We start from the raw sequence: 13,436 nt of genomic DNA, 5'->3' as shown, positions 1-13,436 counted from the left end.
CTCAGGCTTTCGCGAATTCAGGCAGGTGGATGGGCATGCGGGCGCGGATCGCGGCCTCGACATCGGCGGGCAGATGATCGGGGGCAGGACGCGCCTCCAACTCGGTCACACAGTCAATCGCGCGGTGCCAGATTGTGCGTTCGCCGCTCTGCACCCAGTTGTAGATATTCTGCCGGTCGCCAAGACTGGGATAGACATATTCGCGGGTCATCAGCGCCATGGTCTGCGCGGTGCCCAGATAATGGCCCTCGCCGGTCACCACCTGTTCGATCAGATCGAGATCAATCGCACCCTCAAACATCTCGATACCGCGCACCGAGCGCAGGATCGCGCCGCACATATCATTGTCGATCACCAGCGCCTCTTTGCTGGCGGCCATGATCGAGCCCAGCATTCCGACGCTGAGGTTGATCATATCCGCCCCCGCCTGCGCCGCGAGCGAGATCGTATAGCCCTTCTCATAGCCCGATTGCGCGTCGGCGGTCTTGGCATCGGTCATCCCCGCCGAAACCGTCGAGGGCAGACCCATCGCCAGCAACAGTTGCGCCGCCGCCGCATTGGCCACCGCCGCTTCGCCCGAGCCGCCGGTCATCGCGCCGGTGCGCAGATCGGAAATGAACGGCAGGAAGGCCAGAATACAGGGGAAACCGGGCTGCATCATATTGACCAGCACCAGACCGGCCAGCGATTCCGCCAGCCCCTGCGCTAGTGCTCCGGCCAAGGCCGCCGGACTGGTCGCCCCCGCCTGCGCCGCCGAGCAAATCTGCAACGGCATGCCAAGGCGCACGCATTCGCGCATCACCCCACAGGCCTCTTCGGCCAGGGTCAGCGGCGGCACCACATGGCAGACCGAGGCAAAGCAGAAGGGCTGCGCGCGAAACCGGTCCTCACCGCCCAAGGCCGCGTCGAACATCTCGACCACCGGCGCCACATTGGCGGGCTCAAAGAAACTGGTGCCAATCGGTTTCGAGGTGGCTTTGAGCGCGGCAAAGGCGGTGTTGATATCCAGGACCAGCGGGTCTTCCATATCGCGCGCCACCACTGGCCGCAGCGAGTAATGGATGCTCTCGCAGCTATCGACAATGCGCATCAGATCGTAGAGATCGCGCAGCGTGCTGTCGCGGAACTTCTGGGTCTGCGAATCCAGCACCTGCACTGCCGCGCCGCCGGTGCCGATATGCACCCGCCCGCCGCCAACCTCGATGCCGCGATCACGCAGGAACCCGGGCAACTCGACGCGCTTACAGGCACCGGCGATGATATCCTCGACCAAGGCGCGCGGGAAGGTCAGACGCCCGTCGGCACGCTCTTGCGCGCCCTGCGCCAGCGCCATCTCGCGAATATCGGCGGGCGCGCTGGCCACGCCGATGCGGGACAGGATATCAAAGGCGGTCTCGGTGATATGCGCGACCATCTCTTCGGTCAGCGGTTTGAACCTTCCGCCCACCGGCGGCGGACCGCCATGCAGCATCTGGGAATTGGCACGGGGTTTTCTGGGTCGACGCATGATCAGCCTCGCAGAGTAAGAATTCCCTCGAACTCTAGGCTTGGCGTGAGGTTAGAACAATTCCATTAAATGCGCCATTTGATGAATTGTTTTCACTCAAGGCCGCAGCGCATATCCGACCCCTCCGCGACCCCGTAGCCAAGCCGATCTCGGGACCGCAAGGGTTGAAATCAGCGCGCCGCCACCCGCTCGGTCAGCACACGGTCCAGCCAGCCAGCGTCCATCTCGGGCACCGAAGCCAGCAGCGATTTGGTGTAATCCTGCTGCGGATTGTCGAGCACCTGCGCTTTCGGACCGGCCTCGACCACCTGCCCGTGCTGCATCACCACCACATCATCGGCGATCGCCCGCACCGTGGCGATATCATGGGTGATGAACAGATAGCTGATCCCCAGCTCCTGTTGCAGCCGCGCCAGCAACCGCAAAATCCCCTCGGCAACCAGTTGATCCAGCGCCGAGGTCACCTCGTCACAGATCACCACCCGCGGTTCCGCCGCCAGCGCGCGGGCAATGCCGATGCGCTGTTTCTGCCCGCCGGATAATTCCCCGGGGCGGCGGTGATAATAGACATCGGGATCAAGGTCGATCGCCGTCATCAATTCCCGCACCCGCGCGGTCAGCTTGCGCCCGCGCAAACCGGTGTAGAACTTCAGTGGCCGCGCGATGATATCGCCGATTTTCTGCTTGGGATTCAGCGCTGTATCTGCCATCTGATAGATGATCTGCACCTGTTGCAACTGCGCTTTGCTGCGTTTGCGGTAATCGGGCGGCAGCGACACACCGTCCAGCAGCACATCGCCGCCACTGCGCGGCAACAGCCCCATGGCGCAGCGCGCCGCCGTGGTCTTGCCCGAGCCGCTCTCGCCGACCACCGCCAGCGTGCGCCCCGCGTGCAGATCAAAACTCACCGCGCGCAGCACATCCGGCCCGATGCGCCCGTAACTCGCTGTCACCTTGCGCAAAGAGACCAGCGGCTGCACATCCTCGGCGGGGACAGGCTTGGCCGGCGCCTCGAACGCCCGCACCGCCCAGAGCGATCTGGTATACTCTTCCTGCGGATCGGCAAGCATCGTCTCGGTCGCCGCCTCCTCGACCAATTTGCCGTGGCGCAAAACCATAATCCGGTCGGCCATCTGCGAGACCACCGCCAGATCATGGGTGATATAGAGCGCCGCGGTGCCGAAATCGCGCACCGCATCTCGGATCGCGCCCAGAACCTCGATCTGCGTCGTCACATCCAGCGCCGTCGTCGGCTCGTCAAAGATGATCAGATCGGGGCGGCAGGCCATCGCCATCGCCGTCATCGCCCGCTGCAACTGCCCGCCCGAGACCTGATGCGGATAGCGAAAGCCGATCTCTTCGGGGTTGGGCAGTTTCATCTGCCGGTAGGTGGTCACCGCATCCGCTTCGACCTCGCGGCGGCTGCGGCCTTGGGCAAGCACCGGAAACTCGGCATATTGACGGATCAGCTTATAGGCGGGGTTGAAACTGGCGGCCGCCGATTGCGCGACATAGGCGATGCGGGTCGAGCGCAGCCCGCGCCGGACGGCGGGGCGGGCGCTGGTCAACTCGGTCCCGTCAAATGTCACCGAGCCACCGGCAAAGCGGCAACCGTCGCGGGTGAACCCCATCGCGCCCAGCCCGAGAGTGGATTTCCCGGCACCGGATTCGCCGATCAACCCCAGCACCTCGCCGCGTTTCAGGGTCAGGTTGATGCCGTCGATCAAGGCTTTGCCGCTGCCCGGCGCGGTGCGTTTTCCGGCGCTGGCTTCGATCACCAGATCGCGGATTTCTAGCAGGGGGGGCTGGCTCATGCGGTCAATCCTTCAGTCTTAGTCTTTCAACCCGCTGGACATATGCAGCATCCAGTCAACGATGAAATTCACCGCCAGCGTCAGCAGCGCAATCGCGCCCGCCGGCAGCAGCGGTGTCAGGTCGCCAAAGGTGATCAGCGAGGCGTTCTCGCGCACCATCGCGCCCCAATCGGCCAAGGGCGGCTGCACGCCCAAGCCAAGGAAGGACAGCGCCGAGATGGTCAGGAACACAAAGGTAAACCGCAGCCCGAACTCGGCGACCAGCGGCGTCGCCGCATTGGGCAGGATCTCGCGGAACATGATCCACAACAGACCTTCGCCACGGATGCGCGCCGCCTCGACGTAATCCATCACCACCACGCCCATCGCCACTGCGCGGGCGATGCGAAACACGATGGTCGAAAAGAGCAGCGCGATAATCAGGATCAGGTTGAGCACGCTGGTGCCGAAAATCATCAGCAATAACAGCGAGGTGATCAGCGTCGGGATCGACATCATCACATCCACCATCCGCGAGATCAACTGATCGACCCAGCCCTGCAACGTCACTGCCAACAGCGCCACCGAACAGCCGATGACAAAGGCGATCACCGTCGTCGCAAGGGCAATCCCCAGCGTGTTGCGCGCCCCGTAGATCAGCCGCGAGAGCATATCACGGCCCAGAGAATCGGTGCCCAGCAGGAACTCTTCGGACCACGGCAGATACTCCATCCCGACAATCGCGGTTTCGGGATAGGGGGCGATGAGCGGTGCGAAAATGGCGATCACGGCATAGCTCACGATCACCAGAATGCCGAACATTGCGGTCAGCGGCACATTGCGAAGCTGGCGGATCATTTGGTGCTCCGGTGCAAAAGGCGCGGGTTCGACAGGATCGAGATCACGTCGGCCACAAGGTTGAACAGAATGAACGCCGAGGCGAAGATCAGACAGGCCGCCTGCACCACGGTGACATCGCGTTTCGACACGCTATCGACCAGCAACTGGCCAAGGCCGGGATAGACAAAGACCACTTCGACAATCACCACACCGGCGATCATATAGGCGATATTGAGCGCGATCACATTGACGATCGGCGCCACCGCATTGGGCAGCGCATGCACCACCACCACGCGGCGCTGCGCCGCGCCTTTGAGCCGCGCCATCTCGACATAGGGCAGGGCCAGCAAGTTGATCAGCGAGGCACGGGTCATCCGCATCATATGCGCGGTGACAATCAGCGTCAGGGTCAGCGCGGGCAGGAGGGTCAGCACCAGACGGTCGCTCAACGCCGTATCGCTGCCAACCACCGAGATCGACGGCAGCCAGCCCAGTTTCGCCGAGAACACATAGATCAGCCCGTAAGCGACAAAGAACTCGGGAAAGGAAATCGCCGTCAGCGTGCCGATATTGATCCAGCGGTCGATCCATGTGTTGCGCTTGAGCGCCGCCAGAATGCCCAGACCCACCGCCAGCGGCACCGCGATCAGCGTCGCCATCGCCGCCAGAAACAGGGTGTTGCCCAGCCGGTCGGCCAGTATCGCGGTGATTTCGCGCTGGTTGATCACCGAACGGCCGAAATCGCCCTGCAAAATGCCACCCAGCCACGCCAGATAGCGCTGCACCGGCGGCGTGTTCAGCCCCAGTTGTTCACGCAGTGCCGCAAGGGTCTCGGGCGTCGCCGACTGGCCGAGGATCTGCTCGGCGACATCGCCGGGTAGGAATTCCACCGAGACAAAGACCAGCGCCGACACCACCAGCAGCGTCAGCAGGCCCAGAAACACACGCTGCAGGATCATATTCAGAACGGCGCTCATGCAGTCCTCCGCTTGCCCGCCGCGAAACGGGGTCGTCGATTGAGATAAAGGCTCTCCCCGCCGGTCAGGGGCGGGGAAAGCCGGTGATTTAGGGTGGCGTTATGCGGTCCACCAACGCTCCATAGCGCGGTGCCCGTCCAGCGGCCAGTCGCTGCCCACTTGCCCCGAATGCGCGACATTGGTGCTGCGGCCATAGACATGGTTGCGGAAGAAGGGAATGATCGAACCGCCCTCATCGCTGAGAAGTCTCTGCATTTCCGCATACATAGAGGCACGCCGCGTCTGGTCCAATTCACCGCGCGCCGCGACCAGCAGCTCGTCGAACCGCGCATTGCTGAACGCGCCCTCGTTCCATGCCGCATTGCTGGCATAGGCGGAGGTCAGGATCATATCCGGCACCGGACGCGGCCCCCAAGAGCCAGCGAAAAACGGTTTGCGCATCCAGACATCGGACCAATAGCCATCGCCCGGTTCGCGCAGCACTTCGATATCAAGCCCTGCGGGTGCGGCATGTTCGCGGTACATCGTCACCGCATCCACCGCACCCACATAAAGCCCGTCCGACACGCTCAACCGCAGGGTCAATTCGTCGTGACCGGCCTGCTGCAGATGGTAGCGCGCGCGCTCGGGGTCATAGGGGCGCTGCTCTAGTTCGGCGTCGTGATAGGGCATCATCGGCGAGATCGGATGGTCGTTCGCCACCACGCCATGCCCCTTGAGCACCATATCCACAATCGCCTGCCGGTCGATGCCGTATTTCAGCGCCAGCCGCAGGTTGTTGTCGTTGAACGGCGCAATGGCCGAGTTCATCGCGAAAGTGCCGTGGAAACCACCGGGCACCGATTCGACCTGAATATCGGGACGGCGCCCCAGCAGCGCCAAGGTCCGGTATTCCGAGCTTTCAATCGCATGCACTTCGCCGGTGACCAGCGCGTTGGTCGCCGCCGTCGGGTCGTTGATCAACAGCACCTCGCCCTCGTCGAAATGCGCGGCGCCCTCTTTCCAGTAGTTCGGATTGCGCCGCAGACGGGTGCGCACGCCGGGATCGAAATTCTCGAGGATATAGCCGCCGGTGCCGGTGCCCGAGACATCCACCGTGCCATCGGGCATCACCGGACAGATGTTGAAATGATAATCCGACAGGGTGAACGGGAAGTCCGCATTCGGCCCGCTCAGCACCACCCGCACCAGATGATCACCCTCCGAGGTGATCTCGGTGACGCCGTCCAACAGCGCCTTGGCGCCCGAGGTCGAATCCTCGCCGCGGTGCAGGTTCAGCGAGGCGATCACATCCTCGGCGGTGAACGGTTTGCCGTTATGAAACTCGACGCCGCGGCGCAGGTTGAACCGCCAGGTGATCGCGTCGTCCGATTCCCAGCTTTCCGCCAGTTCCGGTTTCAGCGCGCCATCGGCACCGATCTCGGTCAGGTTGTTGCGCAGGCACCAGCCCAGAAAGATATGCTGCCCGCCGTTAAAGGTGGTCGGGTCCAGCGTGTCATTGACCCCGCCCTGCACCACAGCGATTCGCAGCATCCCGCCACGGCGCGGCTGTGCCTGCAGCCCCTGAGGCATGCCCAAAAGCGCCGCTGCCCCCAAGGCCGCGCCGCCTTGCAAAAGCCCGCGGCGGCTCAGTTTTCCTTGGCCGAGAAAATTGGTCATTGCAGTCCTCCTCCTGTCCTGTCGGACATTTCTGCGCACGTTCGAGCGTGGCAATTTGTTTCGCATCCAGATCGGTCCAAGCGCCTCTGGCTGGCCCTTGCGGTCGGCCTCTGTCGCCCACCGCATGGCGCTCTTGCAGGTATGATGCACATTTTTGGATGAGTTAATCTCGAAAAATATGGCGTAAACTGTGAAAGTAATTCACCCAAGGGAGGCGATGCAATGACCTATCGAGAGGGCGGCGATAAACGCCCTGTCGCCGCTGTCAATCCGCGCGCTCGGGCGGCGTTTTCCGACCCGCGACGCAGGCGGCAAACGCGCGCTTGCCTTGCTGCAAAGCGATATCGCGGCGCCTCGACAGCGGCAAGACCAACCTTTTGACCAAGCCCAGCCGAATCCGCGTTATCGCCCTATTCCTAAGCCCTTACTCCGGCTCTGTAGCGCGAAAAAGCCGGTTCTCTTGCGCCTTGCCACCCAAGCGAGGCATGAGCCGTGTCACCACAAGCAACACGCCAATCACAGCGCGCCGATCGCCCCGTTACAAAGTGGCCGATTGCAGCGCCCGCCCCAGCCGTTTCGCCGCCAAAACCGCCTCGTCACCGCGCAGGGGCCAAGCCTGTGTCAGCCCTTCGATGATCACCAGCAGCGCAGTCTCCGCTCCGCCCGATCCCTCACCCCGCGAGTCAGCGCCCACCGAGTCAACGCCCACCGAGTCCCCACCCAATCCGGCGCCGCCTAAACCCGTCGCCATTGCAGCGCGCGCGGCGACCTCGGCCTTATGCCGCTCCAATAGCTCCCGCAGCGGCTGGCTTGCCGGATCGGCGGCCACCGCCGCATGAAACAGGCAGCCATGCGCGGTCTCGCTGGCCATCCAGTCACCGACCCGCGACAGCAGCGCTTCCAGCGCCGCCGCGGGTTCTTGCGGCAAATCCTCAAAGACCCGCGCCAGATAGCGCCGGTGCCGGTGTTCCAGCGCCGCCAGCACCATTTCCGACCGCGAAGGCGTGTATTTGTAAAGCGTGCGCAGGCTCACACCGGCGGCATCCCGCAGGTCCTCGACACTGGGCTCGGCAAAGCCGCCCTTGGCAAAGGCCTGTTCCAGCCCCGCGGAAATCTTGCGCATCATCTCGCTCATGCTTGACGATGTAGAGTGATCCCTCTACCTATGCAAGTAGAGCAATCATTCTACACCGGAGACACCCATGACCCTTCCCGAAACGATGAGCGCCGTTGTCCTCACCGGCCATGGCGGCTTGGACCGGCTGGAATGGCGCGAGGACCTGCCGCTGCCCCGCCCGCAGGCGGGCGAGGTGTTGATCCGCCTCGGCGCCTCGGCGGTGAATAACACCGATGTGAACACCCGCACCGGCTGGTATTCCAAGGCGGTGCGCGGCGACACCGGCGCGGCGGCAACCAAGGGCTATGACGGCGCCTCCGATGCCGATGGCGCATGGTCCGGCGCGCTCAGCTTCCCGCGCATTCAGGGCGCCGATTGCTGCGGGGTGATCGTCGCGGTCGGCGCTTGCGTCGATGCCGCGCGTCTGGGCGAGCGGGTGCTGGTGCGCCCGATGCATCAGCCCGAGGGCGGGGCGGCGGATGCGCTGGTCACCTTCGGCTCCGAGCGTGACGGCGGCTTCGCCCAATTCACCACCATCGACAGCGACCACGCCCTGCGTATCAACAGCCCGCTCAGCGATACCGAACTGGCCAGCTTTCCCTGCGCCTTTTCCACCGCCGAGGGGATGATCCAGCGCGCCAATCTGGGCGCCGAACGGGTGTTGATCACCGGCGCCTCGGGCGGTGTCGGCTCGGCGGCGGTGCAACTGGCCAAACGCCGCGGCGCCCATGTCACCGCCACCACCAGCCCCGCCAAAATGGAGGCGCTCAAAGCACTCGGCGCCGATGTCACCCTTGGCCGCGATGACCCGCTGCAAGCGCAGGCGTTTGATGTTGTGCTCGATCTGGTCGGCGGGCCACGCTGGCCTGCGCTTCTCGAGGCGCTGACCAACCACGGGCGCTATGTCACCTCGGGCGCCATCGCCGGCCCGATTGTCGAACTGGATCTCAGGACGCTCTACCTCAAGGATCTGCTGCTGATCGGCAGCACCCGGCAGGATCCGCGCGTGTTCACCGATCTGATCCGCTATATCGAAGCCGGCGAGATCCGCCCCGTGGTCGCCAAGACTTACCCGCTGCACGAGCTACGCGCCGCGCAGGAGGCGTTTCTCGACAAATCCCATCTGGGCAAAATCGCCATCGATATTGCCGGTTAAGAGGCGCTGGATGAGAGGCGCCAATTGAAAAGGAGGACAGGGCGCAGGCAATCACCGCGCCCGCACCGTCACCCCTTGCTGCGCGCGCCCGGATCAGTGGCGACAAGCGCCTCGATCGCCGCCACCACCTGCGCGGCTTTCCCCGCATCCGCCGCCTCGCGATGGGGCGGCGCAAAAGCCCCCGCGTCATTGTCGAAATACCGCCCCGAAGCGCTGGCGAACTCTTCCGAAAGCGCCGCACGACACAGGATATCGGCGCCAATCGACAGATCGCTCCCCGCCACGCCAAAGCCCTCTTTAACCATCTTCGAGGCCAGCAACGACCCCGGGTTCACCGCGACAAACACCGGTCCCTCGGGATGCGCGCGGGCCATCTCCTGACTCCAGATGGTCAGCGCCAGCTTGCTCTGCGCATAGGCCGCCATCTGGTCCAGCGCCCCCTTGCCACCCATCGCCGCGATATCCACCGGTGCCTGCGCCGCCGACGACAGATTCACCACACGGCCCGTTGCCGGAATGACCGGCAGCAGCGCCTGCGTCAGCAGATAGGGCGCCAGAGTGTTAACCACGAACCGCACATCCAGCCCGCCCGCTGTGCGCGGCTCCGCGACCTTCAGGATCCCCGCGTTATTGATCAACACATCAATCCGCGGATGCCGCGCCCGCACCTCTGCCGCCAGCGCCGCAACCTCGGCCAGTATTGAGAAATCCGCGCGAAAGGTCTCCGGCGCGCCGCCCACAGCCTGTGCCGCCGCCGCCAGTTTTCCGGCGCTGCGCCCGTGCAACAGTACCTTATGGCCGGCCTCTGCCAATGTCTTGGCGGTCAACAGGCCGATGCCATCGGTGGCGCCGGTGATCAGGATGGTTTTGGACATGAAGTCTCCTCGGGGTCTGTCATCGGGCACATTATCTGCGCTGCGCCGCGGGTTGAAGCAAAGGATCAAGGTTAATCGGGCAATCCCGCTCTAAATGGCCCGCTAGCGCCCCGCGTCAACCACCCCGGCAGACCTTATGCCACCCGGCGCGCAGTCCGCCGCGCGCGGTAGGCCCAGAGCCGGTAGGCCTCAAGCAAAGCCAGCGGCAGGAAATGCACCAGCGCCGGCGCAATCCCGCCCCAGTCATGCAGCGCCGCCCAATGCAAAAGCGTCAGCACTGCCGCCGCGTACACATAGCGCTGCAGGGGTTTCCACCGCCGCCCCAGCCTGCGCATCCAGCCATCGGTCGAGGTGATCGCCAGCGGCACGAAGATCAGGAACGCCAGCCAGCCGGCCCAGATATAAAGCTTTGAAATCTCGGCAGTTGTCACCGCCACCGCGCCTATATCCATTAGATAGAGCGCGGTATGCAGCGCCGCATAACCAAAGGCCGCGACCCCCAGATAGCGGCGCCGCTTCATCAGCCAGCGCGGAAACCGCCAGCCCTGAAACAGCATCGTCAAGGGCGTGATCATCATCGCGATAATCATGAACCGCGCGGCAAATTCGCCGGTCGGATGCAGCAGCCCTTCCACCGCCTCGCCGCCCGAGGCCAGCCCCGATACCATCGGGATCGCCGGCAGGCTCAGCAGCAGCCAGAAGGCATAGGGATGATTGAAAAACCGTTGAACTCGGGACATGAAATTTCCACTCTATATGTCACTTAAAGCGCGCTGCATTCACCAAGAACCACCCTCCGGCGCGCGGCAAACCTGCAATCGCGACTGCAGGCGCCAAAGGGGCGAAGCAAATCAACGCACCCCCGTTGAACGCTGCAGCGCGCCATATCCGTCGCGCTCAATCCGCGAGGGCGGCGAAATATTCATCCCAGCTTTGGTGCGCGCGGCCCGTGACCATTTCAAAATCCCCCGGCCGGTCATATGCCCCCAGTCGGATACCGTCATAAATGCCGCCGATGATCGGGCCGAAAAAACTGCCCAACTCGGCGGTCCGGTCGGCGACATAGGCCTCGGGCGAGATCGCGCGGTAGCGCAGATCCGTGCCAAACGCCGCGTTCAGATAGGCTGCCAATTGCGCTTGGGTGATCGGCGCACCGTTAAGGTTAACCAATCTGCCACCCATCCCGCCGCGGGTCAAAAGCGCCGCATAGGCCTCGGCCAGTTCCGCCCGTGTGGTATAGCCGCAGCACCCGTCACCGGCGCTATTGGCGATCTCGCCGCGGGCGCGGTAGCTGTCGATATAGTCCACATCCGGCTCGATATAGATGCCATTGCGCCCGATCGCCCAGTCCAGCCCGCTGGCGCGAATATCGGCCTCGGTCTGGCGGTTGCTTTGCACGATGGGCGAAAACGGCGTGCCATCCTCGGGCCCTTGAATACTGGTATAGACCAGCCGCGAGACACCGGCGGATTTCGCCGCCGCGATCACATTGCGATGCTGCAAAATACGGTCGTCGGGCGGTGCCATCCCCGAGACCAGCACCAGCGCCGACACGCCCGCCAGCGAGGCTTCCAGCTGCGCGCGGTCGTCATAATCACCGGCGCGGATCTCGATCCCCAGATCCGCGGCGTTCTGCGGTGAGCGGGCCAGCCCGATCACCTGTTCGGGGCCAAATCTGTCAATCAGGCGCTCTGCGATGGCGTGGCCCAACTGGCCCGAGGCGGCGGTAACGGCATAGGTCATCTGGTGAACTCCGTGGTGATTGGACCCGTCCTATCATCGACGGGTCCGGTTAAGGTTAATGGCCCGAAAGCTGTTGCAGCGCGCCGGCCCAGTCTTCGACATGCCACGACCGGCTGATCACACCATCCTCAAGCTGGTGAATATCAATGGTCATGATATCAAAACTGCGGCCCTCGCCATCAACACCGAACAGCGGCGCAATGGGCGTGCCGGTGGCGCGGCTGCGCACGGTGACAAAGGCGCCGTCCTGATGCATCGCCTGCACCTCCCAGTTCAGATCGGGGATCAGCTGCGCAAAGCCGCCGACCCGCCCCAGAAAGGCCGCGCGGGTTTTATCCGCGCCCGAATAATCGCCGCTGCTGGTCCAATCCTCGGCGGTCGCCGCCTCAAACGCCGCGACCTGCTCGGCCGCGCCGGGGTTGCTGAGCAGGTCATAGAAGCTTTGCACGCTGGCGGTGTCATCGCCGTAAGCCGCGGTTGTCAGTCCGGCGCCGGTCAGCGTGGCAAAGGCAAGCGCGGTGGTCAGGGTCTTGAAGGTCATCTCTCTCTCCATTTGAAACCGGGCAGGGGCCAATACCGGCCCGTCACCCAAGGTGATATCGTCTCGCGCGACCGCAGGATTGCCCCCCTCATCTGTCCAGAAATATCCCGGGGGGCCCGCAAGGGCGGGGGCAGCGCCCCCTCACCGCGTCCCATGACAAGAACCGATCGCTTGCAGAAACAATTAGACCGGTTCCGGCTTTTCGATTATCCGGTAATTGTTGGAATGATCATTTCAGGAATTGCAAAGATGATCGAGGATTTCCGTGGATTGGCGGTCTTTGTCGCCGTCGCCGAGGCCGGCAGCCTGACCGCGGCGGGCAAACGGCTGAAACTCTCGACCTCGGTGGTCAGCCATCACCTCTCGCGGCTGGAAGAAAAACTCGGCGTGACGCTGTACTTTCGCTCGACCCGCGCGATGTCGCTGACCCCTGAGGGCGTGTTGGCGCTGGACCCCGCGCGGCGGATGGTCGCCGCCGGAGAAGAGGCGCTGGGGCTGATCGGCAGCGGCAGCGACGAGCCGGTGGGCACGCTGCGCATCACCATGCCTGCTTGGGGCGAGCAATTGCACCTGCGTCAGGCGCTCTGGACCTTCGCCCGACAGCACCCGCTGGTCAAGATCGTGCTGCACAGCAGCGACGCCCCCGCCGATCTGGTGAAAGAGGGGTTCGATCTGGCGATCCGTCTGGGCACGCTGGCCGATAGCAGCCTCAAAAGCCGCCGTTTGGGGCATTTCGAGACCATTCTCGCCGCCGCCCCCGCGTATCTCGCCACACGCCCGCCGATCCAGACGCCGGACGATCTGATCGCCTGTGACTTCATCGGCGTCACCATGCTCCCCGGCAGTATGATGCTGCTACGCGGCGGTGAGGCGCTCACCGTCGAGCCCGAGAGGGTCCGGCTCGAGGTGGACACGATTGCCTCGGCGCGTTCGGCGGTGCTGGCGGGGCTTGGCCTGCGGCATCTGCCGCGGGGCGAGGTCGCCGGTGATCTGGAGGCGGGGCACCTGCAGCGGGTGTTGCCCGACTGGTCGATGCCCGCGCTCGGCGTCTATGCGGTCTGGCCCGACAGCGGCCCGCAAAAAGCCCTGACCCGCCGGTTGATCGAGGATCTGGTCAGCCAGAAGGCCGGTCTGCTGCCCTGATCACCCCGCCCGCAAGCCCCGCTTAGCACGGCGCAAAAAAATCCCCCCGACGGCGCAAAAAACCCCCGCCACCCCGGTTGACAGG

The 13,436-nt window shown here is 64.0% G+C and carries 12 protein-coding genes; 2 read left to right on the top strand and 10 right to left on the bottom strand.

Annotation, left to right across the window (positions count from 1 at the left end; all coding sequences use genetic code 11):
* Position 1: 1 nt before the first annotated feature.
* The 6 genes from DDE20_RS14880 to DDE20_RS14855 form a co-directional block, all read right to left on the bottom strand.
* On the bottom strand, positions 2-1,507 hold the full coding sequence (locus DDE20_RS14880) for a trimethylamine methyltransferase family protein (protein WP_116559306.1): 1,506 nt from the start codon (positions 1,505-1,507) through the stop codon (positions 2-4).
* Between the two features lie 170 nt (positions 1,508-1,677).
* Positions 1,678-3,321, bottom strand: coding sequence for an ABC transporter ATP-binding protein (locus DDE20_RS14875; protein WP_116559305.1), 1,644 nt, complete (start codon positions 3,319-3,321; stop codon positions 1,678-1,680).
* A gap of 18 nt (positions 3,322-3,339) precedes the next feature.
* Positions 3,340-4,158 carry an ABC transporter permease gene (locus DDE20_RS14870; RefSeq protein WP_116559304.1) on the bottom strand — a complete coding sequence of 273 codons (819 nt, stop codon included), beginning with the start codon at positions 4,156-4,158 and terminating at the stop codon, positions 3,340-3,342.
* Positions 4,155-5,117: an ABC transporter permease gene (locus tag DDE20_RS14865; protein ID WP_116559303.1), complete on the bottom strand. Its 963-nt coding sequence runs from the start codon at positions 5,115-5,117 to the stop codon at positions 4,155-4,157. The genes DDE20_RS14870 and DDE20_RS14865 overlap by 4 nt, the downstream gene beginning before the upstream one ends.
* 99 nt (positions 5,118-5,216) lie before the next feature.
* On the bottom strand, positions 5,217-6,776 hold the full coding sequence (locus tag DDE20_RS14860; RefSeq protein WP_116559302.1) for an ABC transporter substrate-binding protein: 1,560 nt from the start codon (positions 6,774-6,776) through the stop codon (positions 5,217-5,219).
* Between the two features lie 538 nt (positions 6,777-7,314).
* Positions 7,315-7,899, bottom strand: coding sequence for a TetR/AcrR family transcriptional regulator (locus DDE20_RS14855; RefSeq protein WP_240608100.1), 585 nt, complete (start codon positions 7,897-7,899; stop codon positions 7,315-7,317).
* Positions 7,900-7,978: 79 nt separating this feature from the next.
* Between DDE20_RS14855 and DDE20_RS14850 the strand changes: the two genes are divergently transcribed.
* Positions 7,979-9,049 (top strand): alcohol dehydrogenase family protein, encoded by a 1,071-nt coding sequence (locus DDE20_RS14850; RefSeq protein WP_116559300.1) that lies wholly within the window; start codon positions 7,979-7,981, stop codon positions 9,047-9,049.
* A 68-nt stretch (positions 9,050-9,117) separates the two neighbouring features.
* Here the strand turns inward: DDE20_RS14850 and DDE20_RS14845 are convergent, their stop codons facing one another.
* The 4 genes from DDE20_RS14845 to DDE20_RS14830 form a co-directional block, all read right to left on the bottom strand.
* On the bottom strand, positions 9,118-9,924 hold the full coding sequence (locus tag DDE20_RS14845) for an SDR family NAD(P)-dependent oxidoreductase (RefSeq protein ID WP_116559299.1): 807 nt from the start codon (positions 9,922-9,924) through the stop codon (positions 9,118-9,120).
* Between the two features lie 134 nt (positions 9,925-10,058).
* Positions 10,059-10,664 carry a protein-methionine-sulfoxide reductase heme-binding subunit MsrQ gene (locus DDE20_RS14840; protein WP_165814532.1) on the bottom strand — a complete coding sequence of 202 codons (606 nt, stop codon included), beginning with the start codon at positions 10,662-10,664 and terminating at the stop codon, positions 10,059-10,061.
* 157 nt (positions 10,665-10,821) lie between these two features.
* Entirely contained in the window at positions 10,822-11,667 is an 846-nt protein-coding gene (locus DDE20_RS14835; RefSeq protein ID WP_116559298.1) for an NAD(P)H-binding protein, read from the bottom strand.
* Positions 11,668-11,722: 55 nt separating this feature from the next.
* Entirely contained in the window at positions 11,723-12,208 is a 486-nt protein-coding gene (locus DDE20_RS14830; RefSeq protein ID WP_116559297.1) for an ester cyclase, read from the bottom strand.
* 249 nt (positions 12,209-12,457) lie between these two features.
* Here DDE20_RS14830 and DDE20_RS14825 point away from each other — a divergent pair, with 249 nt between their 5' ends.
* Positions 12,458-13,351, top strand: a complete 894-nt coding sequence (locus DDE20_RS14825) for a LysR family transcriptional regulator (RefSeq protein WP_165814531.1) — start codon at positions 12,458-12,460, stop codon at positions 13,349-13,351.
* Positions 13,352-13,436 lie beyond the last annotated feature (85 nt).

The sequence above is a fragment of the Pararhodobacter oceanensis genome (assembly GCF_003076755.1).
GTDB classification, from domain to species: Bacteria; Pseudomonadota; Alphaproteobacteria; order Rhodobacterales; family Rhodobacteraceae; genus Pararhodobacter; species Pararhodobacter oceanensis.
This window is presented reverse-complemented; position numbering and strand designations above follow the sequence as displayed.